The organism is Azoarcus sp. PA01 (assembly GCA_001274695.2).
Classification (GTDB): domain Bacteria; phylum Pseudomonadota; class Gammaproteobacteria; order Burkholderiales; family Rhodocyclaceae; genus Aromatoleum.
Map to the genome: position 1 here is coordinate 542,479 of LARU01000002.1, position 23,812 is coordinate 566,290.

The 23,812-nt window shown below is 61.6% G+C and carries 15 protein-coding genes, 2 tRNA genes and 3 rRNA genes; 3 read left to right on the forward strand and 17 right to left on the reverse strand.

The window, feature by feature from the left end; all coding sequences use genetic code 11:
- Nucleotides 1-17: 17 nt before the first annotated feature.
- The 12 genes from cysM to gyrA all read right to left on the reverse strand — a co-directional run bounded on the left by cysM (nt 18) and on the right by gyrA (nt 14,937).
- On the reverse strand, nt 18-908 hold the full coding sequence (gene cysM, locus PA01_03540) for a cysteine synthase CysM (protein ID KON80818.1): 891 nt from the start codon (nt 906-908) through the stop codon (nt 18-20).
- Nucleotides 909-1,019: 111 nt separating this feature from the next.
- Nucleotides 1,020-2,342 carry a UDP-glucose/GDP-mannose dehydrogenase family protein gene (locus tag PA01_03545; GenBank protein ID KON80819.1) on the reverse strand — a complete coding sequence of 441 codons (1,323 nt, stop codon included), beginning with the start codon at nt 2,340-2,342 and terminating at the stop codon, nt 1,020-1,022.
- A gap of 73 nt (nt 2,343-2,415) precedes the next feature.
- On the reverse strand, nt 2,416-3,591 hold the full coding sequence (gene lapB, locus PA01_03550) for a lipopolysaccharide assembly protein LapB (protein ID KON80820.1): 1,176 nt from the start codon (nt 3,589-3,591) through the stop codon (nt 2,416-2,418).
- A gap of 3 nt (nt 3,592-3,594) precedes the next feature.
- Complete coding sequence (locus PA01_03555; protein KON80821.1) at nt 3,595-3,903, reverse strand: LapA family protein; 309 nt, start codon at nt 3,901-3,903, stop codon at nt 3,595-3,597.
- A 92-nt stretch (nt 3,904-3,995) separates the two neighbouring features.
- On the reverse strand, nt 3,996-4,280 hold the full coding sequence (locus PA01_03560) for an integration host factor subunit beta (protein KON80822.1): 285 nt from the start codon (nt 4,278-4,280) through the stop codon (nt 3,996-3,998).
- A gap of 12 nt (nt 4,281-4,292) precedes the next feature.
- Nucleotides 4,293-6,002 (reverse strand): 30S ribosomal protein S1, encoded by a 1,710-nt coding sequence (gene rpsA / locus PA01_03565; protein ID KON80823.1) that lies wholly within the window; start codon nt 6,000-6,002, stop codon nt 4,293-4,295.
- Between the two features lie 101 nt (nt 6,003-6,103).
- Complete coding sequence (locus tag PA01_03570) at nt 6,104-8,038, reverse strand: bifunctional 3-phosphoshikimate 1-carboxyvinyltransferase/cytidylate kinase (protein ID KON80824.1); 1,935 nt, start codon at nt 8,036-8,038, stop codon at nt 6,104-6,106.
- A 2-nt stretch (nt 8,039-8,040) separates the two neighbouring features.
- Nucleotides 8,041-8,943, reverse strand: a complete 903-nt coding sequence (locus PA01_03575) for a prephenate dehydrogenase/arogenate dehydrogenase family protein (GenBank protein ID KON80825.1) — start codon at nt 8,941-8,943, stop codon at nt 8,041-8,043.
- Nucleotides 8,944-8,962: 19 nt separating this feature from the next.
- Nucleotides 8,963-10,060, reverse strand: a complete 1,098-nt coding sequence (gene hisC, locus PA01_03580; GenBank protein KON80826.1) for a histidinol-phosphate transaminase — start codon at nt 10,058-10,060, stop codon at nt 8,963-8,965.
- A gap of 31 nt (nt 10,061-10,091) precedes the next feature.
- Nucleotides 10,092-11,156: a prephenate dehydratase gene (pheA, locus tag PA01_03585; protein KON80827.1), complete on the reverse strand. Its 1,065-nt coding sequence runs from the start codon at nt 11,154-11,156 to the stop codon at nt 10,092-10,094.
- Nucleotides 11,157-11,180: 24 nt separating this feature from the next.
- Complete coding sequence (gene serC, locus PA01_03590; protein ID KON80828.1) at nt 11,181-12,281, reverse strand: 3-phosphoserine/phosphohydroxythreonine transaminase; 1,101 nt, start codon at nt 12,279-12,281, stop codon at nt 11,181-11,183.
- A gap of 25 nt (nt 12,282-12,306) precedes the next feature.
- Nucleotides 12,307-14,937, reverse strand: coding sequence for a DNA gyrase subunit A (gene gyrA / locus PA01_03595; GenBank protein ID KON80829.1), 2,631 nt, complete (start codon nt 14,935-14,937; stop codon nt 12,307-12,309).
- 207 nt (nt 14,938-15,144) lie between these two features.
- On the opposite strand from gyrA, the gene PA01_03600 reads away from it, so the two are divergent.
- The 3 genes from PA01_03600 to ubiG all read left to right on the forward strand — a co-directional run bounded on the left by PA01_03600 (nt 15,145) and on the right by ubiG (nt 18,102).
- On the forward strand, nt 15,145-16,464 hold the full coding sequence (locus PA01_03600; GenBank protein ID KON80830.1) for a TRZ/ATZ family hydrolase: 1,320 nt from the start codon (nt 15,145-15,147) through the stop codon (nt 16,462-16,464).
- 103 nt (nt 16,465-16,567) lie between these two features.
- Nucleotides 16,568-17,284 (forward strand): OmpA family protein, encoded by a 717-nt coding sequence (locus PA01_03605; protein KON80831.1) that lies wholly within the window; start codon nt 16,568-16,570, stop codon nt 17,282-17,284.
- A gap of 116 nt (nt 17,285-17,400) precedes the next feature.
- Nucleotides 17,401-18,102, forward strand: coding sequence for a bifunctional 2-polyprenyl-6-hydroxyphenol methylase/3-demethylubiquinol 3-O-methyltransferase UbiG (ubiG, locus tag PA01_03610; protein ID KON80832.1), 702 nt, complete (start codon nt 17,401-17,403; stop codon nt 18,100-18,102).
- Nucleotides 18,103-18,307: 205 nt separating this feature from the next.
- Here the strand turns inward: ubiG and rrf are convergent.
- The 5 genes from rrf to PA01_03635 all read right to left on the reverse strand — a co-directional run bounded on the left by rrf (nt 18,308) and on the right by PA01_03635 (nt 23,443).
- Nucleotides 18,308-18,420 (reverse strand): 5S ribosomal RNA (gene rrf, locus PA01_03615).
- A 96-nt stretch (nt 18,421-18,516) separates the two neighbouring features.
- Nucleotides 18,517-21,400: ribosomal RNA gene (locus PA01_03620) — 23S ribosomal RNA — on the reverse strand.
- Between the two features lie 260 nt (nt 21,401-21,660).
- Nucleotides 21,661-21,736, reverse strand: a tRNA-Ala gene (locus PA01_03625).
- Nucleotides 21,737-21,751: 15 nt separating this feature from the next.
- Nucleotides 21,752-21,828: transfer RNA gene (locus tag PA01_03630), tRNA-Ile, on the reverse strand.
- Nucleotides 21,829-21,905: 77 nt separating this feature from the next.
- Nucleotides 21,906-23,443, reverse strand: a 16S ribosomal RNA gene (locus tag PA01_03635).
- Together the 16S, 23S and 5S rRNA genes with 2 tRNA genes alongside form the textbook arrangement of a ribosomal RNA operon.
- Nucleotides 23,444-23,812 lie beyond the last annotated feature (369 nt).

Below are 23,812 nucleotides of genomic sequence, written 5' to 3' on the forward strand. Positions count from 1 at the left end.
GCCGGCCGGACCCGAACTCAGCCCGGAAACACGCCGGTCGACAGATACCGGTCGCCACGATCGCAGATGATGGACACGATCACTGCATTTTCCAGGTCCGCCGCAAGGCGTACGGCAACATGCATCGCGCCGCCCGACGAGATCCCGGCAAAAATGCCTTCCTCGCGCGCCAGGCGCCGTGTCATTTCCTCGGCGTCGGCCTGGCTCACGTTTTCGAGTGCATCGACCCGCGGCTTTTCGTAGATCTTCGGCAGATAGGCTTCGGGCCACTTGCGGATGCCGGGGATCTGCGAACCCTCATCCGGTTGGCAGCCGATGATGCGGACGGCGCGATTTCTTTCCTTCAGGAAGCGCGAGCAGCCCATGATCGTCCCGGTCGTGCCCATGCTGCTGACGAAGTGCGTGATCCGGCCGCCCGTCTGCTCCCAGATTTCCGGGCCGGTCGCTTCGTAATGAGAGAGCGGGTTGTCGGGATTCGCGAACTGGTCGAGGATGATTCCCCCGCCTTCGTCGCGCATCCGTTCGGCGACGTCCCGGGCCATTTCCATGCCGCCGTCGCGCGGAGTGAGCACGAGTTCGGCGCCGAACGCCCGCATCGTCTGGCGCCGCTCGACGCTCTGGTTTTCGGGCATCACGAGGATCATCCGGTAACCGCGCATCGCCGCGGCCATCGCCAGCGCGATCCCGGTATTTCCGCTGGTCGCCTCGATCAACGTGTCGCCGGCACGAATCTCGCCGCGCGCTTCCGCATGCACGATCATCGACAGCGCCGGTCGGTCCTTCACCGATCCGGCCGGGTTGTTGCCTTCGAGCTTCGCGAGAATGACGTTGTTGCGCCCCGCGCCGATGCGCTTGAGGCGCACCAGCGGCGTGTGGCCCACGTAGTCTTCCAGCGTCTTGTAGTCCATGTCCCTGTGATCCGGTCTGATTTCGATGGCCCGATAGTAAGCGGGGAGCCCCTTCACGCAAACCCGCGGAGCGGCATAAGCTTATATCGGCAATCGTTCCGGAACGGGAGCTCAGCGCCGTCCGATGCCGTGGTACTCGAGGCCGACCCGTGCCATGACGGACGGTTCGTACATGTTGCGTCCGTCGAACACCACCGCATGCCGCAGCATCTGCCGGATGCGGATGAAATTGGGGCTGCGGAACTCCTTCCATTCGGTGACGATGATTAACGCATCAGCACCTTCGAGGACCTCCATCGGCCGCTCGGCATACGCCAGCCGCGGTTCGTCGCCGAAGATGCGCCGCGCCTCGCTCATCGCGACCGGATCGTAGGCGACGAGCGTAGCGCCGCGGCGCAACAGCTCGGCGACGATCACCCGGCTCGGTGCGTCCCGCATGTCGTCGGTGTTGGGCTTGAAGGCGAGCCCCCACAGTCCGAAGTGGCAACCCGACAGGTCCTCGCCGAACCGGGCGACGATCTTGTCGACGAGACGCAGCTTCTGCGCCTCGTTCGCCGCCTCGACGGCGTTCAGGATCAGCAGATCCTGGCCGCGCTCGTCGCCGGTGTTGATCAACGCCTTCACATCCTTCGGAAAGCATGAACCGCCGTAGCCGCAGCCGGGATAGAGAAAGTGCCAGCCGATGCGCGGGTCCGAGCCGATACCCTGACGCACGAGTTCAATGTCCGCGCCGAGCGTCTCGGCGAGGTTCGCCAGTTCGTTCATGAAGCTGATGCGGGTCGCAAGCATCGCATTGGCGGCATATTTGGTCAGCTCGGCGCTCCTGACATCCATCACCAGCATCTTTTCGCGATTGCGCTGAAACGGGCCGTACAGTTCGCGCATCAGCTCGATCGCGCGCTCGTCGTCCGCACCGACGATGATCCGGTCGGGGCGCATGAAGTCATCGACCGCCGCGCCTTCCTTCAGGAACTCCGGGTTCGACACGACACTGAACGGAAAATCGGCTTCGCGCGCCGCCAATTCCGCAACGATCGCCTCGCGAACGCGGTCACCGGTACCCACCGGGACCGTCGACTTATTGACGACGATGCGGTAGCCATCCATGTGCCGGCCAATGTTTCGCGCCGCCGCAACGACGTACTTCAGATCCGCCGACCCATCCTCGTCGGGCGGCGTTCCGACCGCGATGAACTGCATCGTTCCGTGGCGCGCCGCCTGTTCGACGTCGGTGGTGAAGAACAGGCGCCCGGCCTCGACGTTGCGGCGCACGATCTCCAGCAGCCCCGGTTCGTGGATCGGAATTCCGCCACCCTCGAGGATGCTGATCTTGGTCGGATCGACATCCACGCACAGCACATCGTTACCGACGTCCGCGAGGCAGGCCGCGCTGACGAGTCCGACGTAACCGGTACCCACGACGGTGACTTTCATGAATCGTCCTCAAGCGGAAGAAACATCAAACCGCCGGGCGAGCCGTGCGACCGGCGACACCTCTCACAGGCGTTTAGGGCGCAAGATCGTATTCTTCGGTGCGGCGCGGAGGATACGTTTCCCAACCGCCGCACGCGGGGCAACGCCACTGGAACTGGCGCGCCTTGAACCCGCATTCGGCGCAACGATAGCGCGCAACCCGGCGCGTGTGGCCGTGGATTAACTGTTTTACAAGTTCGATGTCGCTGCGCTGCTCGGCCGGCGCATTCAGCAATGCCGCTTCGAGCAACTTGTCGAGCCCGAGCAAGGTCGGATTGCGACGCAGCTCTTCCCTGACCAGGTCATAGGCCGCGCGTGATCCCTGCTTTTCAAGCTCCCAGTGGAACACCTCGTCGAGGAGATCGAGCGAGGAATGACGTTCGAGCCACGAGCGCAGCAGCGTCTGCCCCTGCTCGATCCGGTCGAGCCGCTGGTGGGCGTCCATGATGCGTTCGGCGACCAGCGCAAGGTACACCGGGTCCTGGCTCTCGACGCGTTTCCACACTTCGATGGCCTCGTCGTAGCGCTTCTCGGCCGCCATGAGATCACCGAGGACGATGCTTGCGCGGACACACCGCCGGTTGATCGCGAATGCCTGGTCGAGATGGTGCCGCGCTTCGTCGTTCCGTGAGCTTGCAAGGGCGAGCGTCGCCAGCTCGCAATGGAAATTCGCGACTTCCTTGCGCCACAGGACGCTCTCGTTATCCGGCAGCGCCTTCGCCGCCTCGATCGCCTTTGCCCAGTCCTTTTCCTGCTGATAGATCTCGAGCAGAAAACGCACTGCAGTGTCATTGAGGCGGGTGTCGCGAAGCTTCACGAACACCGCCTCGGCGCGGTCCAGCAATCCGGCCTTCAGATGATCCTGGCCGAGCTCGGCGAGCGCCTGAAGGCGCTGCTCATCGGAGAGGTCCTCGCGGTCGACGAGGCTCTGGTGCATGCGAATCGCGCGATCGGTTTCGCCGCGGCGTCGAAACAGGCTTCCCAGTGCGAAATGCAATTCGATCGTTTGCGGATCGATTTTCACTGCTTCGATGAACGCATCGATCGCCTTGTCCTGCTGTTCATTGAGCAGAAAGTTCAGACCCGACAGGTATGAACGCGGCAGCGCGCGCGATTCATGCACCACCTGACGTATGTCGATGCGGGCGGCCAGCCAGCCCAGCGCAAAGAAAAGCGGTAGCGCCAGAAACCACCAGAATTCGATTTCCATTGCTCAAAAAGTCTCGGGCGCCTGGACTTCGGCGGCGCTCGGAACCGGGGCGGCCGGACGATCGCGCGTGGCGCGATCGAGCTGGCGGCGCAGGCGACCGATTTCACGCCGCTGACGCAGCAGCGAGCCGAACGTCGCGGTCACGCCGAGCAGCGCACCTGCGGTGAATGCAACGAGAATGACGAACACCAGCGGCAACTGCCAGCTGCTGCCGAAAAAGAAATGCAGGCTCACGAGGTGGTCGTTCTTCACTGCGAAACCGAACAGCAGAAAGAACAGCAGGAGCCGGATGATCCACATTACGACGCGCATGGGATGAATTATCTCCGAGCGAAGGGCAAAAAAGAAGGCGGCTCGCGCCGCCCTCCCGGACATTCATGATGCAGACCCGATCGCCGCGCAGCTCATCCGGCGATGTCGACGCGCTCGCGTAGCTCTTTGCCGGCCTTGAAGTGGGGCACGTACTTTTCCGGGACCAGGACCTTGTCCCCGGATTTCGGATTGCGCCCCACCCTCGGCGGTCGATAGTTCAATGCAAAGCTGCCAAATCCCCGGATCTCAATGCGGTCCCCGCGCGCCAGCGCTTCGGACATCGCATCGATCACCATCTTGACCGCGTAATCGGCATCCTTTGCGACGAGCTGCGGAAAACGCGCCGCAAGCCTCGCAATCAGCTCCGATTTGGTCATATCCAACCGGATTTACTGCTTCTGCTCGTTGAGCTTGGCCTTCAGCAGCGCACCAAGGTTCGTGGTACCGCTGGCTGCGGAACTGTCCGAAGCAAACTTCTGCATCGCGTCGCTCTGCTCGGCCTGGTCCTTCGCGCGGATCGACAGGTTGATCGAACGCGTCTTGCGATCGACGTTGATGATCATGACCTCAACTTCCTGGCCTTCCTTCAGCACGGTCGTCAAGTCATCGACACGGTGCGCAGCAGCTTCCGACGCGCGCAAGTAGCCTTCGACATCCTCGTTCAGCTCGATCACCGCCCCGCGCGCGTCGACCGATTTCACGGTGCCGCTGACGACGCTGTTCTTCTCGTGCGTCGCAATGAAATTCGTGAACGGATCGCCTTCGAGCTGCTTCACGCCGAGCGAAATCCGCTCGCGCTCGACGTCGATCGCCAGGACGACAGCCTCGACTTCGTCGCCCTTCTTGAAGCGGCGCACAGCCTCTTCGCCGGTATCGCTCCAGGAAAGATCGGACAGATGCACCAAGCCGTCGATGCCGCCGTCCAGGCCGATGAACACGCCGAAATCAGTGATCGACTTGATCTGGCCCCGCACCTTGTCACCCTTCTTGTGGTTGATCGCGAAATCGTCCCACGGGTTCGACATGCACTGCTTCATGCCGAGCGAGATGCGGCGGCGGTCTTCGTCGATCTCGAGAATCATCACTTCGACTTCGTCGCCGAGCTGGACGACCTTCGTCGGATGGATGTTCTTGTTCGTCCAGTCCATTTCGGACACGTGGACCAGGCCCTCGATGCCCTGCTCGACTTCAACGAACGCACCATAGTCGGTGATGTTCGTGACCTTGCCAAACAGGCGCGTGCCCTGCGGGTAACGACGGGCAATGCCCACCCACGGATCTTCGCCGAGTTGCTTGAGTCCGAGCGAGACGCGGTTCTTTTCCTGATCGAACTTCAGCACCTTGGCGTCGATCTCGTCACCGACGTTGAGCACTTCGGACGGGTGACGCACGCGACGCCACGCGAGATCGGTGATGTGCAGCAGGCCGTCGATGCCGCCGAGGTCGACGAACGCGCCGTAGTCGGTGATGTTCTTGACGATACCCTTGACGACCGTGCCTTCCTTGAGGTTCGCGAGCAGTTTTTCGCGCTCTTCGCCCATCGTCTCTTCGAGCACGGCGCGACGCGACACCACGACGTTGTTGCGCTTGCGGTCGAGCTTGATGACCTTGAACTCGAATTCCTTGCCTTCGTACGGCGACGTATCCTTGACCGGACGCATGTCCACCAGCGAGCCCGGCAGGAACGCGCGGATGCTGTTCGTCATGACCGTCAAACCACCCTTGACGCGACCCGAGATCAGGCCCTTCACCAGGGAACCTTCGTTGAGTGCCTTTTCCAGATCGTTCCAGGCTGCGATGCGCTTCGCCTTCTCGCGCGACAGACGGGTTTCGCCATAGCCGTCTTCCAGCGCGTCGATGGCGACATGGACGAAGTCGCCGACCTTGACTTCGAGTTCGCCGCGGTCATCGCGGAACTCTTCGATCGGCACATAGCTCTCGGACTTCAGGCCGGCATTCACGACGACGAAGTTGTGGTCGATGCTGACGACTTCGGCAGTGATCACCTCGCCGGAGCGCATCTCCTGACGCGCAAGGCTTTCTTCGAACAGGTCGGCAAAACTTTCCTGGAAATCGGAAACGGGGGTGGCAGTGGTCATAAAGAGTGAAGGTCCAAAAGCCGCCCGAAAGCGGCTACCAGTAGAGGATTGAAATCAGGAAACAAACCTTTCGGGGTCTGCTTCTCGCCTGCGGGAACGGGCTAACGGCGGACCCGGTCGAGCACAAAACCGACCGCCTGCTCCACGTCGATTTCCGTCGTATCGAGGAGCACCGCATCCGGCAATTTCTTCAAGGGAGCGACAGTCCGGGCCGCATCGCGCGCATCCCGTTCATGAAGATCCTTTAAAAGACTCTCCATGCTAGCACCCATTCCTTTTTCCATCAACTGCTTATAGCGGCGCTGCGCGCGCGCCTCGACAGTCGCGGTGAGGAATATCTTGAGCGTTGCATCCGGGAACACGACCGAACCCATGTCGCGCCCTTCGGCAACGAGCCCGGGCGCACGACGGTAATCGCGCTGGCGGTCGAGCAGGGCCGCGCGCACCGCAGGCAATGCCGCGACCTGCGAGGCGGCGACCGAACACGTTTCGGTGCGAATCGCATCGGTGACGTCATCGTCGTCGAGCGTGACTCGCGCTGCGCTGAAGCGGGCCGGCAACCGCGCCGCGAGCGCCGCGAGCGCCGGTTCATCGTCCAATGCAAGCCCCGCACGCATTGCGGCGAGCGCGACCAGGCGGTACAGCGAACCGCTATCGAGGTAGTGATAGCCCAGCGCCGCGGCAACGCTCGCGGCGACCGTGCCTTTCCCGGAGGCCGACGGTCCGTCGATCGCGACGACCGGGACAGGCCGCGTGATGCTGCCGAAGCATTCGAAATAGGTCGGGAAAGTCTTGTTCACGCATTTCGGCTCATTGATGCGCACGCGGCAGCCGCCGAGGCTCACCAGCGAGAAGCACATCGCCATGCGGTGATCGTCATAAGTATCGATTGCGGCCGGCACGAGCTGCGCAGGGGGTGTGACGCGCAGGAAATCCCCGCCCTCCTCCACGGTGGCGCCGACTTTGCGCAGTTCCGTTGCCATCGCCGCGATGCGATCCGTTTCCTTGACCCGCCAGCTGGCGATATTGCGCAGCGTGCAGGGACCGTCGGCAAACAGCGCCGCGACGGCGAGCGTCATCGCGGCGTCGGGAATATGGTTCAGGTCGAGATCGAACGCCTTCAGCCGTCCGCTCTCCGGCGCGCGCGCTTCGATCCAGTTGTCGCCGATGTCGACCCGGGCGCCGAGTTCGACGAGGGCCTCGGCGAAGCGCACGTCGCCCTGGATGCTGCTACGCCCGACGCCTTCGACGCGAACGGGCCCGCCAGCGATCGCGCCCGCGGCAAGAAAGTACGAAGCCGACGACGCATCGCCTTCGACGAACACCGTGCCGGGGCTGCGGTAACGGGCGCCGCCGGGAACGGTGAAGCGGCTCCAGCCTTCGCGTTGCACCTCGACGCCGAAACGGGCCATCAGATCGAGTGTGATCGAGATGTACGGTTTCGAGATCAGCTCGCCGACGACTTCGATCGTGGTCCGCGTTCCGGTGAGCGGCAACGCCATCAGCAGCGCGGTGAGGAACTGGCTCGAAACGTCGCCGCGCACGCGCAACACCCCGCCAGGATGAATCGTGGCGGGCAGGACATGCAGCGGCGGGAAGCCTTCGACACCGAGATAGCGCACGTCCGCACCGACCTGCCGCAGCCCGTCGACGAGGTCGCCGATCGGCCGCTCATGCATCCGCGGCACGCCGGTCAGGCGGTATTCCCCGCCCGACAGCGCGAGTGCGGCAGTCAGCGGGCGGAATGCCGTGCCAGCATTGCCCAGGAACAAGTCCGCGGCCTTGACCGGAAACGGCCCCGCGACGCCGTCGACCCGATAGTCGTCGCTGTCGCCCAGGCGTTCCCACGAGACGCCCAGCGTACGCAGCGCGTCGAGCATCCGCTCGACGTCGTCCGAGGCGAGCAGGTCGCGGATTTCCGTTCGTCCCTCGGCGAGCGCGGCAAGCAGCAGCGTGCGGTTCGAAATACTCTTCGACCCCGGCAGGCGTACCCGCCCGGTGGCGTCGAGCATCGGCGGAAGGTCGAGAAAGTCCATGGTCATTCGGGTGTCGGAACAGCGTTGGCGGCGGTGGAAAATTGCTCGGCCCAGGCGTTGCGCGCCTCGCGCGCCTCGCCGAACAGCTGCTCGAGCCGGTCGCCGTCGGCCGACAGCAGCAGCGCCCGAAGCTGCGCAAGCTCGGCAAGATACTGGTCCAGTTCGCCCAGCAGTGCCTGCCGGTTGGCGATGCAGATATCCCGCCACATCTCCGGATGGCTGCCCGCGATCCGCGTGAAGTCGCGAAAACCGCTCGCGGCGTAGCCGAACAGCTGTTCGGCGTTCGACCGCCCGGCAAGGTCGTGCACCAGCCCGAACGCGAGCAGATGAGGCAGATGACTGACCGCCGCGAACACGCGATCGTGCTCTTGCGGCGGCATCTCGTGCACCAACGCCCCGCACGCCTCCCAGGCCTCGCGCACGCGCAGCACCGCCTCCGGCTCGTTTTCCGGCAACGGCGTGACGACGACTTTCCTGCCGTCGTACAGCCCGGCGAAGGCCGCCTCGACACCGCTGCACTCGGCGCCGGCGATCGGGTGCGCCGGGACAACGTACGGGAGATGCTCGGGAAGATTGCGGTAGATCGCCTCGATGACGTCGCGCTTGGTGCTGCCGGCGTCCGTGACCACCGTTCCCGGCGCCAGATGCGGCGCCATCGCCGCCATCACCGCATCCATTTGCCCGACCGGAGTAGCCAGCAGGACGAAATCGGCGCCGTCCAGCGCGTCGGCCCAGCCGGCAGCCGCCTTGTCGAGGACGCCCAACGCCACTGCGCGGGCAAGCGACGCCGGGCTGCGCCCGATCCCTACGATGCGTCTGACCAATCCGGCCCGACGCAGCGCCAGCGCGAACGAGCCGCCAATCAGGCCGACGCCGCACACGACCAGCTTGTCGATCATGACCATTGCCTGCCCCTTGCGTGAGTCATGCGAGCGCCTGCCGCAGGGCGGCAATGAAGCGGGCGTTCTCTTCGGGCAGGCCGATCGAAACGCGCAGCCATTCGGGCATGCCGTATCCGCCGATCGGCCGGACGATGACGCCTTGTTTCAGCAGCGCCAGATTCACCGCTCCGGCATCGCCGACCCTGAACGTGACGAAATTGCCCGCCGACGGGATCCATTCCAGCGCAAGCTCGGCGAGCGCTTCGGTGATCTGCGCCATGCCGCGCCGATTGACGTCGGCACTGCGGGCGAGAAACTCCTCGTCGGCGAGCGCAGCCGTCGCCGCCGCGAGCGCCACGCTATTGACGTTGAACGGTTGGCGGACGCGGTTCATCAGGTCGACGACATCGGGGTGGCCGATGCCGTAACCAACGCGCAAACCTGCCATGCCGTACGCCTTCGACAGGGTGCGGGAAACGAGCAGGTTCGGAAAACGGGGCAACCACGAGAGACTGTCGTAACGCTGCTGTTCGGACAGGTACTCCGTATAGGCTTCGTCGAGCACCACGAGCACGTCAGGGGGCACCCGCGCGAGGAAAGCTTCGAGCTCGCTGCCCTCGACGAAGGTGCCGGTCGGATTGTTCGGGTTCGCTATGAACACGATGCGCGTGTCGGGCGCGACCGCGGCTGCCATCGCGCGCAGATCGTGTCCGTAAGCGCGCGCCGGCACCTCGATGCCGCGCGCACCCGTCGCGTTGGTGGCGAGCGAATAGACGGCGAACGCGTGCTGCGAGAACACCGCAGAACTGCCGGGGGCGAGATACGCGTGCGCGGCGAGTTCGAGGACGTCGTTCGAGCCGTTGCCGAGCACGATCTGTTCGGGCTGCACGCCGAAGCGCGCGCACAGCGCCGCCTTCAGCTCGAAGCCATTGCCGTCCGGGTAGCGCTCGATGTCGACGAGCGCCGCCAGGGCTGCTTCCTTGGCGCGCACGCTCATGCCCAGCGGGTTCTCGTTGGACGCGAGCTTGACGATGCTGGCTTCGGGAATCCCCATTTCCCGCGCCAGCTCGCCGATCGGCTTGCCAGGCGGATAGGGCGTGATTGCGCGGATGTAATCGGGGGCCTTGCTGGCTACGCTCATTGCGCTCTCCTCGTGGTCGGTCCCGTTTCGCTCAGATCACCGCGACCGGGTACGATCCCAACACTTTGACGAACCCCGCACGTTCGTTGAGTTCCTTCAAGGCCGCGGCCACCTCCGGGTCGTCGCGGTGGCCTTCGATGTCCATGTAGAACACGTACTCCCACAATCCGCCGCGCGCGGGACGGGACTGCAGCTTGCTCATGCTGACACCGTGCTTCGCGAGCGGTTCGAGCAGTGCATGCACCGCGCCGGGGCGGTTCGGCGCCGAACACACCAGTGAAGTCTTGTCCTGGCCGGAGTGGTCCGCATCGTGGTGCGCGATGACAAGAAAGCACGTGGTGTTGTTCGGATCGTCCTCGATGTTCGCAGCCAGCACGCCGAGGCCATAGAGGTCGGCCGCCGCCTCGCCCGCGATCGCGCACGATTCGGCATCTTCGGAAGCGAGGCGCGCCGCTTCGGCGTTGCTCGCGACCGGCACGCGCGAGAGCGACGGCAGGTTGCGGTTCAGCCACTCGTGGCACTGGGCGAGGGACTGGGCGTGCGAATACAGCCGTTTGAGCGCGCCGATGCCGGCAGCTTTCGACAGCAGGTGCTGATGAATGCGCAGCTTGACTTCGCCGCAGATCTGCAACGGATTCTCGAGCAGCAGGTCGAGCGTACCGCCGACCACGCCTTCGGTCGAGTTCTCGACCGGGACGACGCCGTAATCGACGTTACCGGCTTCGACCGCGCGAAAGACTTCGTCGATCGTCGAGGTCGGCACGAAGTTCGGCGCCGAGCCGAAATGCTTGCGTGACGCGCTCTCCGAAAAAGTGCCCGCCGGCCCGAGGTAGGCGACTCGCAGCGGCCGTTCGAGCGCGAGGCACGCGGACATGATTTCGCGGAAAATCCGCTGCACCGCGAGATCCGGCAGCGGCCCGGGATTGGCAGCACCGAGTCGGCGCAGCACCTGCGCTTCGCGCTCCGGGCGATATACGTTGCCCTGCTTGATTTCGCCGACGCGCTGCGCGTTGCGGGCGCGTTCTGCAAGGCGCACGAGGATTTCCTCGTCGAGGCGGTCGATGTTCTTCCTGAGGTTCAGCAGTTCGTCACTCATGCTCGCCCTTTCAGCCGTGCGTGTTCAACCGTTTCGCGCGGAAAAATCCCGCATGTAATCAACCAGCCCCTGCACGCCCGCCAGCGGCATCGCGTTATAGATCGAGGCGCGCATCCCCCCGACCGACTTGTGCCCCTTGAGCTGCGTGAGCCCGGCCGCCGTCGCTCCGGCGAGGAAAGCGTCGTTGAGCGCGGCGTCGCGCAGCAGGAACGGGATGTTCATCCGCGAGCGACTGTCGTGATCGACGCGGTTCTCGTAAAAATCGCTGGCATCGAGAAAATCGTAAAGCAGGTTCGACTTCGCGACGTTGTTCGCCTCGACCGCTGCAAGCCCCCCCTGCGCCTTGAGCCAGCGGAATACGAGCCCGGCGATGTAGATCGCGTAGGTCGGAGGCGTGTTGAGCATCGAGCCGTTCTCCGCCATCACGCGATAATCCATGATCGTCGGCGTCACCGGCGCAGCGTGGCCGAGCAGGTCCTCGCGCACGATGACGACGACCAGCCCGGAAGGCCCAATGTTCTTTTGCGCCCCCGCATAGATCAGGCCGTAGCGGCTGACCTCGATCGGGCGCGACAGGATATGCGACGACATGTCGACGACCAGCGGCACGCCCGCATCCGGCAAACGGTGGGCATCGCGCAGTTCGATGCCGTGGATCGTCTCGTTGGTGCAAAGGTGCAGATAGCGCGCCCGCGGGTCGAGGTCGAGTTCGTCCGGGCGCGGCAGGCGCGTGAATCCGGTGGTCTCCGTGGAGCCGGCGAGCCGGACTGCGCCGCCGAGCACGTCGGCCAGATGCTTGGCTTCGCCGTAGGCCTTCTTCGACCAGGTCCCGGTCACGACATAGTCGGCCGACCCTCCGGCGAGCAGATTCATCGGAATCTGCGCGAACTGCTGCGTCGCCCCGCCCTGCAGGAACAACACGCGGTAGTTGTCCGGGATCGCCAGCAGCTCGCGCAAATCCGCTTCGGCCTGTTCGACGATCGACGTGAACTCCTTGCCGCGATGGCTCATTTCCATCACGCCGCATCCCGCGCCATGCCAGTCGAGCATCTCTTCAGCGGCCTGTCGCAGCACCGCCTCCGGCAGCGCCGCCGGCCCGGCGCTGAAGTTGTATACGCGTGTCATTGTCTGGAATTCTCCCTTCGCAGTCTTACTCCGGCAGCCCATCCGTTCGCGGCCCGTCCACCGCAGAGGTGGAGTCGACCTCCGGGACGCCATCGTCGGAGACGTCGGCCGCAGGCTCGTCGACTTCGGACTCTGCGACTTTCTCGATCCCTGCGAGCGAAGTGCCCTCGTCGAGGTTGATCAGCGTCACGCCTTGGGTCGCCCGGCCCAGTTCGCGGATGTCCTGCACCCTGGTCCGGATCAGCACGCCACCGGTCGAAATCAGCATCACCTCGTCGCTTTCCTCGACGAGGCACGCGCCGACGAGCTTGCCGTTGCGATCCGACGTCTGGATCGCGATCATGCCTTTGGTGCCGCGCCCGTGACGCGTATATTCGGCGACCGGCGTGCGCTTGCCATAGCCGTTTTCGGTCGCGGTCAGCACCGACAGCTCCTCGTCCTTCGCGACCAGCATCGCGATGACGCGCTGGCCTTCCTCGAGATTCATGCCGCGCACCCCGCGCGCCTCGCGCCCCATCGGGCGCACGTCGCCTTCCGGGAAGCGCACCGCCTTGCCGGCGTCTGAAAACAGCATCACGTCGCTGTTGCCGTCGGTGATCGCGACGCCGATCAGGCGGTCGCCATCGTCGAGGTTCGCCGCAATGATGCCGGCCTTGCGCGGATTCGAGAACGCGGTCAGCGCGGTCTTCTTCACCGTGCCCTCGGCGGTCGCCATGAAGACGAAATGGTCGTCGTCGAAAGCCTGCACTGGCAGTACTGCGTTGATCTTCTCCCCTTCCATCAGCGGGAAAAGATTCACGATCGGACGGCCCCGCGAGTTGCGCGTGCCTTCCGGGACTTCATACACCTTGAGCCAATAGACGCGACCGCGGCTGGAGAAGCACAGGATGTAGTCGTGCGTGTTGGCGACGAAGAGGCGGTCGATGAAATCGTCGTCCTTCATCCCGGTCGCCTGCTTGCCGCGACCGCCGCGACGCTGCGCGCGGTAGTCGGTCAGCGGCTGGCGCTTGAAGTAGCCCGCGTGCGACAGCGTCACGACCATGTCTTCGGGCGCGATCAGGTCCTCAATGTTGATCTCCGCCGTGTTCAGCACGATCTCGGAACGGCGCGGGTCGTCGAACTGGTGCCGGATCGCACCCAGTTCCTCGACGATGATCGCGGTGATGCGCGGCGGATTGGCGAGAATGTCGAGCAGGTCGGTGATGACCTCCATCACGTCGCGGTATTCGGTGACGATCTTGTCCTGCTCGAGTCCGGTCAGGCGCTGCAGGCGCAGCTCCAGGATCGCCTGCGCCTGCGCATCCGACAGCCGGTAGCCCTGGGCCGAGAGGCCGAACTCGGCCGCCAAGCCGTCGGGTCGATAGCTGTCGGCAAGCGCGCGCGCGAGCATCTCCTCGACCAGTGCGGAATGCCACGTGCGCGCCATCAGCCCGCGCTTCGCGTCGGCGGGAGTCGGCGCCGCCTTGATCAGGGCGATGATCTCGTCGACATTCGACAGCGCGACCGCAAGCCCTTCGAGGATATGCCCGCGTTCGCGCGCCTTGCGCAACTCGAACACGGTGCGGCGCGTGATGACTTCGCGCCGGTGCGACAGGAAGCAGTCGAGCATCTGCTTCAGGTTCAGCGTGCGCGGCTTGCCATCGACCAGCGCCACCATGTTCATGCCGAACGTGTCCTGCAGCTGGGTCTGCTTGAAGAGATTGTTCAGCACGACTTCGGGTACTTCGTTGCGCTTGAGCTCGATGACGACGCGCATGCCGGACTTGTCCGACTCGTCGCGAATCTCGCTGATGCCCTCGATCTTCTTTTCGTTCACCAGCTCGGCGATGCGCTCGAGCAATGTGCGCTTGTTCACCTGGTACGGCAGCTCATCGACGATGATTGCCTGGCGGTTGCCTTTTTCCAGATCCTCGAAGTGCGTGCGCGCGCGCATCACGACGCGACCGCGACCCGTACGGTAGCCGTCGTGCACGCCCGAGAGCCCGTAGATCAACGCGGCAGTCGGAAAGTCCGGCGCCTTGACGAGGGCGATCAGCTCTTCGATATCGGTGTCCGGATTCTCCAGCAGCTTCAGGCAGGCATCGAGCACTTCGCCGAGGTTGTGCGGCGGGATGTTCGTCGCCATGCCGACGGCGATGCCCGACGAGCCGTTGATCAGCAGGTTCGGGATCTTTGCCGGCAGGATCAGCGGCTCCCTCTCCGAACCGTCGTAGTTCGGGCCGAAGTCGACCGTTTCCTTGTCGATGTCCGCGAGCAGCTCATGACCGATCCGCGCCATGCGGATTTCCGTGTAACGCATCGCGGCGGCGTTGTCGCCGTCGACCGAACCGAAGTTTCCCTGGCCGTCGACAAGCATGTAGCGCAGCGAGAAATCCTGGGCCATGCGCACGATCGTGTCGTAGACCGCGGAGTCGCCATGAGGGTGATACTTGCCGATGACGTCGCCGACGATCCGCGCGGACTTCTTGTAAGCCTTGTTCCAGTCGTTCGACAGTTCGTGCATCGCGAAGAGCACGCGCCGGTGAACCGGCTTGAGGCCATCGCGCGCATCGGGCAACGCGCGGCCGACGATCACGCTCATCGCGTAGTCGAGATAGGAGTGCCGCATCTCGTCTTCAAGACTGATCGGCAGCGTTTCCTTGGCAAACGGGGTCATTTAGCGGCGGCGGCGAAAACCGCTCGGTCAAAAGCGTGCAATCTTACCATGCGGCCGGTAGCGGACGCTCCGCATTGCCAGGGTGGCTGACGGTACGCATCACGAACGCGCCGATGGCGGCGCCAACCGACGTATGCTTAAATCGTAGAAAAACCGAGATGCGAAGCTGTCGCCTCTGCGCAGCCCCTGCATCGTCTGGAGCGAGAGTTGAGCCAGCCCGCAGACCTCCTGATTCACGCTCGCTGGATCCTTCCCGTCGAGCCCGCGAACGTCGTACTCGAGCACCATGCCGTCGTGGTGCGCAACGGACGCATCCTCGCGATATTGCCGCAGGACGAAGCGCGCTTGCGCTACCACGCGCCAGAGTCGTTCGAACTCGCCGAACATGTCCTGATTCCGGGACTGATCAATCTTCATGCGCATTCGGCGATGACGTTGATGCGCGGAATCGCCGACGACCTGCCTTTGATGCGCTGGCTGCAGGAGGCCATCTGGCCGGCTGAAAGCAGGCAGGTGTCCTACGCTTTCGTCCGCGACGGCACTTTGCTGGCCGCGGCTGAAATGTTGCGGGGCGGAATCACGACCTGCAACGACATGTATTTCTACCCCGATGCGGCCGCTGAAGCGTTCGATCAGGCAGGAATGCGCGCCGTGCTCGGCATTACCGTGCTCGAATTTCCCACGCCCTACGCCAGCGATGCGGACGACTATCTGCGCAAGGGACTGGCAGCACGGGGACAATGGCACACGCATCCACGGATCGATTTTTCACTTGCCCCGCACGCCCCGTATACCGTTTCGGATGAGACCCTGGCGCGCGTCGCGAGCCTTGCCGCCGAACTCGACACGACAATTCACATCCATATCCACGAGACGCTCCAGGAAATTCAGGACTCCCATTCCCGGCATGGTGTCCGCCCGCTCACTCGACTTGCGCGCCTCGGTCTGCTCGGCAGCAACCTGCTAGGGGTCCATGCGGTTCATCTCGACCCATCCGATTTCGACCTGCTCGCCCTGCATGGTTGCAGCATTGCCCACTGCCCCACGTCGAACATGAAGCTCGCAAGCGGGATCGCACCGGTTGCCCGCCTGAGGGAAGACGGCATCACGGTAGGCCTCGGCACCGACGGCGCAGCGAGCAACAACCGCCTGGATCTCTTCCAGGAAATCCGTCATGCCTGTCTTCTTGCGAAGGTCTCCACGCTCGACGCCACCGCGATTCCTGCCCATGTCGCCATCCGGATGGCGACACTCGATGCCGCCCGCGCCCTGGGACTGGGAGACCGGATCGGATCGATCGAACCAGGCAAGGCAGCCGACCTTTGTGCGGTCGCGCTGGACCGGTTCGAAACACGCCCCTGCTTCAATCCTGCCTCGCATTTGGTCTATGTTGCAGGACGGGAGCACGTCTCCCACGTATGGGTCGGCGGAGAAATCCGTGTAAATAAAGGGAATTTGATGTTGCAATTAAACGACAGAGAATTGCTCGCGCTTACTGCAGTGTGGCAAACTAAGTCTGGTAGCTGAACTGGATATGTTTGGCTCTTACTCTTGGCGGGTATTGCTGAATTCGATTCGCCCGGCTAATCAGTCATCCCCACTCATCCTCCTGCCCATCGACGAGGAAATCATGATCAAACAGACTAAAAAGCAGATGTTCATACTGGCCGCAATCGCCTCGATCGGCCTCTCCGCACCGGCCGCCTTTGCGCAGGCAAAGGATGTCGTGGTCGATGGCAAGGGCGAGATCCCCTACGTTATCGATTCGCGCAACGTCGTCGCGCGAAGCGGCACGGGCCTGTGCTGGCGCACCGGCTACTGGAGCCCGGCTGCTGCGGGTACCGCGATGGCGGGGCAGTTCCCGGCCGGCTGCGAATGCGACAGCGATATCGTGCCGAAGGAAAAATGTACGCCGGCAGTGATTCCGGCAGCGGTTCCCGCCCCCGCCGCTCCGGCCCCGAGGCCCACCGCTGAAAAGATCAAACTCTCCGCTGACACGCTGTTCGACTTCGACAAGGCCGTCCTCAAGTCGGAAGGCAGGAGCAAGCTTGATCAACTGGCGGAGCAGGCGAAGAGCGTCAAGCTGGAAGTGATTCTCGCCGTCGGCCATACCGACCGTCTCGGCTCCGATGCCTACAACCAGAAGCTGTCCGAGCGCCGTGCCAACGCCGTGAAGACCTACCTTGTGGGCAAAGGCGTCGAAGCAAACCGCATCTATACCGAAGGCAAGGGCGAGCGCCAGCCGGTGACGGGCACCAGCTGCTCGGACAAACTCGGTCGCACGGCTCTTATCGCATGTCTGCAGCCGGATCGTCGGGTCGAAGTTGAAGTGATCGGCACGAAGTAAACGATCCACCCGAGTGCCTGTGAAGGCCCTGCCCCGGCAGGGCTTTTTCATTTGGCCAGCGAAAAGGGAACACGGCTGCGCCGCACTGGTCCCATCGTGACAAAAGACTTCAGGCAATGAACATGAATGCTGACCCCGCAGAACTGCAGAAATTCAGCGAACTTGCCCACCGCTGGTGGGACACCACGTCCGAATTCAAGCCGCTTCATGAAATCAACCCGTTGCGCCTCGACTGGATAGACAGGAATGCGGGGCTTGCAGGCAAGCGTGTCCTGGATATTGGATGTGGCGGAGGAATCCTGTCGGAGAGCATGGCGGCCGCAGGCGCTCAGGTCACAGGTATTGACCTGTCAGAAAAAGCTCTCGGCGTTGCTCGCCTTCACCTATTCGAAAGCGGGCAGAAAGTCGACTATCATCATGCGAGCGCTGAGGAATTCGCCGCGCAACATGCTGGTGAGTTCGACATTGTGACATGCATGGAAATGCTCGAGCATGTTCCTGATCCTGCAAGCACCGTGCTCGCGTGCGCCCAACTGGTCCGACCCGGCGGGGACGTATTTTTCTCCACAATTAACCGAAATTTCAAGGCCTATCTATTTGCAGTTCTCGGAGCGGAATACATCCTGAACCTGTTGCCGCGCGGCACCCACGATTATGTGAAGTTCATTAGACCATCTGAACTCGCGCGGTATAGCCGCCTAGCCGGCCTGGAAACTGCCGAATTGCTCGGCATGAGCTACAACCCCTTGACACATGTGTATTCACTCGGAAATGACACCGATGCGAATTACCTCGTTCACGCCAAACGCGCAGCCTGAATACCGTAGAGCTCGTGAAGGAAGTTCTGATCTATTCAGAATTTATTGGAATACTGGAGTCGTAAAAAGCATTGTGCCCCGAAGATTCCCCCGGGCCGTCTTTCCGCCCGGGCGACGCAGGCGTGTCGTGGCTGGGTTGGGCGGCAGGTGGACAGCAAAAAGCCGCTTTCCGGTTCGGGAAAGCGGCTTTTCGGGTGAAGAGTTAGTCTGACGATGACCTACTTTCGCACCCGCATGGGCACTATCATCGGCGCGGTCCTGTTTCACGGTCCTGTTCGGGATGGGAAGGGGTGGTACCAGGATGCTATGGTCGTCAGACTGTAAGGGGTAACAAAGCGGAGAAGCGAAGTGTGTGGGGGAGGTGTGAGGCGTTTTTTTCGGTGAGTCGTCACGCGGTGTTCGATCCAGGGTTATAGGATCAAGCCTCACGGGCAATTAGTATCGGTTAGCTCAACGCATTGCTGCGCTTCCACACCCGACCTATCAACGTTGTGGTCTTCAACGACCCTTCAGGGGGCTCGAGGCCCCGGGGAAGTCTCATCTTGAGGCGAGTTTCCCGCTTAGATGCTTTCAGCGGTTATCTCTTCCGCACTTAGCTACCCGGCGATGCGACTGGCGTCACAACCGGTACACCAGGGGTGCGTCCACTCCGGTCCTCTCGTACTAGGAGCAGGTCCTCTCAAACTTCCAGCGCCCACGGCAGATAGGGACCAAACTGTCTCACGACGTTTTAAACCCAGCTCACGTACCACTTTAAATGGCGAACAGCCATACCCTTGGGACCGGCTACAGCCCCAGGATGTGATGAGCCGACATCGAGGTGCCAAACTCCGCCGTCGATGTGAACTCTTGGGCGGAATCAGCCTGTTATCCCCAGAGTACCTTTTATCCGTTGAGCGATGGCCCTTCCATACAGAACCACCGGATCACTATGACCTGCTTTCGCACCTGCTCGACTTGTCGGTCTCGCAGTCAAGCCGCCTTTTGCCATTGCACTATCAACACGATGTCCGACCGTGTCTAGGCGACCTTCGTACTCCTCCGTTACCTTTTGGGAGGAGACCGCCCCAGTCAAACTGCCTGCCATGCACGGTCCCCGACCCGGATTCACGGGCCAAGGTTAGAACCTCAACGACACCAGGGTGGTATTTCAAGGTTGGCTCCACGGAAACTGGCGTTCCCGCTTCACAGCCTCCCACCTATCCTACACAAGTCCCGTCAAAGTCCAATGCAAAGCTACAGTAAAGGTTCATGGGGTCTTTCCGTCTTGCCGCGGGGAGATTGCATCTTCACAAACATTTCAACTTCGCTGAGTCTCAGGAGGAGACAGTGTGGCCATCGTTACGCCATTCGTGCAGGTCGGAACTTACCCGACAAGGAATTTCGCTACCTTAGGACCGTTATAGTTACGGCCGCCGTTTACCGGGGCTTCGATCAAGAGCTTGCACCCCATCACTTAACCTTCCGGCACCGGGCAGGCGTCACACCGTATACGTCCACTTTCGTGTTTGCACAGTGCTGTGTTTTTAATAAACAGTCGCAGCCACCGATTCTCTGCGGCCCCTTCGCCCTTCGGCTGTTCGCCTACAAGCTAGCGGGGCATACCTTCTCCCGAAGTTACGGTATCAATTTGCCGAGTTCCTTCTCCTGAGTTCTCTCAAGCGCCTGGGTATTTTCTACCTGCCCACCTGTGTCGGTTTGCGGTACGGTCGCTCTTAGACTGAAGCTTAGAGGCTTTTCCTGGAAGCATGGTATCAACCACTTCGGGCTCAAAGAGCCCTCGTCATCACGCCTCAGCTTAGCCCCGCGGATTTGCCTACGGGGCACGCCTACACGCTTAAACCGGGACGTCCAACACCCGGCTGGCCTAACCTTCTCCGTCCCCCCATCGCATCTAAGAGCGGTACGGGAATATTGACCCGTTTCCCATCGACTACGCATTTCTGCCTCGCCTTAGGGGCCGACTCACCCTGCGTCGATGAACGTTGCGCAGGAAACCTTGGGCTTTCGGCGAGGGTGCTTTTCACACCCTTTATCGCTACTCATGTCAGCATTCGCACTTCCGATACCTCCAGCATCCCTCTCGAGACACCTTCGCAGGCTTACGGAACGCTCCCCTACCATCTCTTGCGAGATCCGCAGCTTCGGTTCATGGCTTGAGCCCCGTTACATCTTCCGCGCAGGACGACTCGACTAGTGAGCTATTACGCTTTCTTTAAAGGATGGCTGCTTCTAAGCCAACCTCCTAGCTGTCTGGGCCTTCCCACTTCGTTTCCCACTTAGCCATGTATTTGGGACCTTAGCTGGCGGTCTGGGTTGTTTCCCTCTTGTCCCAGGACGTTAGCACCCCAGGACTGTCTGCCGTATATCACTTTGCGGTATTCGGAGTTTGCTATCGCGGGGTAGATCGCAGTGACCCCCCCAACGATTACAGTGCTCTACCCCCGCAAGTGTCCGTACGACGCACTACCTAAATAGTTTTCGGGGAGAACCAGCTATTTCCGGATTTGTTTAGCCTTTCACCCCTATCCACAGCTCATCCCCTAATTTTTCAACATTAGTGGGTTCGGACCTCCAGTGCGTGTTACCGCACCTTCATCCTGGCCATGGATAGATCATCCGGTTTCGGGTCTACGCCCAGCAACTCAATCGCCCTTGTCAGACTCGGTTTCCCTACGCCTCCCCTATTCGGTTAAGCTCGCTACTGAACGTAAGTCGCTGACCCATTATACAAAAGGTACGCAGTCACCCCACAAAGGAGGCTCCCACTGTTTGTATGCATGCGGTTTCAGGATCTATTTCACTCCCCTCCCGGGGTTCTTTTCGCCTTTCCCTCACGGTACTGGTTCACTATCGGTCGATCACGAGTATTTAGCCTTGGAGGATGGTCCCCCCATCTTCAGACAGGATTTCTCGTGTCCCGCCCTACTTGTCGCACGCTCAGACCCGCCAGCCACTTTTCGCATACGGGACTATCACCCTGTATCGTCGGACTTTCCAGACCGTTTTGCTAAGTAATTGGTTTAGTCGTGCAGGCTCCTCCCCGTTCGCTCGCCACTACTTGGGGAATCTCGGTTGATTTCTGTTCCTGCGGCTACTTAGATGTTTCAGTTCGCCGCGTTCGCCTCCACACGCCTATGTATTCAGCGCGGGATACTCCAAAAGGAGTGGGTTTCCCCATTCGGACATCGGGGGATCAAAGCTCCATTGCCAGCTCCCCCCGCTTTTCGCAGGCTTGCACGTCCTTCATCGCCTGTGATCGCCAAGGCATCCACCACATGCACTTAGTCGCTTGATCCTATAACCATGGACCCTGTCGCCAGGGTGCACCGTCATAGACGAACTCACGCTTGTGCGCACTCACCTGCCGCTGGTTCAAAGCGCAGGTGAATGCAAAAAATGCAATCACACCAACCCATGCAACAGCGCGCCTTGCGGCCCACTGTCGCACACTTTACTTCTTCCACTTTGTTAAAGAACACTGGCACTAGGCCTAAGCACTACGCACCGTCCGTGCGCACTGCTTAGCCCTACTCTCGAGCCCACCCGATGAGGCGGTGGTGGAGGATGACGGGATCGAACCGTCGACCCCCTGCTTGCAAAGCAGGTGCTCTCCCAGCTGAGCTAATCCCCCCCTGTCCTGCGGCGGTGGTGGGTCTGGTTGGGTTCGAACCAACGACCCCCGCCTTATCAAGACGGTGCTCTAACCAGCTGAGCTACAGACCCTCATGCCTGCGAGGCGCTCGTTGCCTGAACAACCGATAAGTTGTGGATACTGCGGCCGCCGCGGCCGTCTTCTCTTGAAAGGAGGTGATCCAGCCGCACCTTCCGATACGGCTACCTTGTTACGACTTCACCCCAGTCATGAATCTCACCGTGGTAAGCGCCCTCCCCGAAAGGTTAAGCTACCTACTTCTGGTGAAACCCACTCCCATGGTGTGACGGGCGGTGTGTACAAGACCCGGGAACGTATTCACCGCAGCATGCTGATCTGCGATTACTAGCGATTCCGACTTCACGTAGTCGAGTTGCAGACTACGATCCGGACTACGATCGGCTTTGTGGGATTGGCTCCACCTCGCGGCTTGGCAACCCTCTGTACCGACCATTGTATGACGTGTGAAGCCCTACCCATAAGGGCCATGAGGACTTGACGTCATCCCCACCTTCCTCCGGTTTGTCACCGGCAGTCTCGCTAAAGTGCCCAACCTAATGATGGCAATTAGCGACAAGGGTTGCGCTCGTTGCGGGACTTAACCCAACATCTCACGACACGAGCTGACGACAGCCATGCAGCACCTGTGTCCTGGCTCCCGAAGGCACTCCTCGATCTCTCGAGGATTCCAGGCATGTCAAGGGTAGGTAAGGTTTTTCGCGTTGCATCGAATTAATCCACATCATCCACCGCTTGTGCGGGTCCCCGTCAATTCCTTTGAGTTTTAACCTTGCGGCCGTACTCCCCAGGCGGTCGACTTCACGCGTTAGCTGCGTTACTCAGGAAGTTACCTTCCCGAACAACTAGTCGACATCGTTTAGGGCGTGGACTACCAGGGTATCTAATCCTGTTTGCTCCCCACGCTTTCGTGCATGAGCGTCAGTATCGGCCCAGGGGGCTGCCTTCGCCATCGGTGTTCCTCCACATATCTACGCATTTCACTGCTACACGTGGAATTCCACCCCCCTCTGCCGTACTCTAGCCGTGCAGTCACAAGCGCAGTTCCCAGGTTAAGCCCGGGGATTTCACACCTGTCTTACACAACCGCCTGCGCACGCTTTACGCCCAGTAATTCCGATTAACGCTCGCACCCTACGTATTACCGCGGCTGCTGGCACGTAGTTAGCCGGTGCTTCTTCTGACAGTACCGTCATCCACGCAGGCTATTGACCCGCGCGATTTCTTTCCGTCTGAAAGAGCTTTACAACCCGAAGGCCTTCTTCACTCACGCGGCATGGCTGGATCAGGCTTGCGCCCATTGTCCAAAATTCCCCACTGCTGCCTCCCGTAGGAGTCTGGGCCGTGTCTCAGTCCCAGTGTGGCTGATCATCCTCTCAGACCAGCTACGGATCGTCGCCTTGGTAGGCCTTTACCCCACCAACTAGCTAATCCGACATCAGCCGCTCCAATCGCGCGAGGCCCGAAGGTCCCCCGCTTTCCCCCTCAGGGCGTATGCGGTATTAGCTACGCTTTCGCGTAGTTATCCCCCACGACTGGGTACGTTCCGATGCATTACTCACCCGTTCGCCACTCGCCGGCAGGCCGAAGCCCCCGCTGCCGTTCGACTTGCATGTGTAAAGCATGCCGCCAGCGTTCAATCTGAGCCAGGATCAAACTCTTAAGTTCAATCCAACAAAGTACTCAAAGAATCTCTACTGACTTCCGTGAGCACTCAATCTTTGCAATGCCGAATCCACCCGAAGGCGATTCGACCACCGCAGCAACCCAGTACCCACACTTATCGGTTGTTCAACTTTTTAAAGAACCGCTGCCGTTGCAGCGAGAAAGAGATTCTGACCGACTTCGCTGCTGCCGTCAACCCCCGCCGGGCGCTTTCCTCACCCCCGGCAACCCTTCCTCTGCCGCCACCGCGCCTCGCACCCGACTTCCCAACCGTCCGGTGCCGCGAAGAGGGCCGAATTATAGACACATCCAACAGGCAGTCAACCTGTTGTTGAAACGATCCGCCCAACCTCCATTAGCGCAACGCAGTTG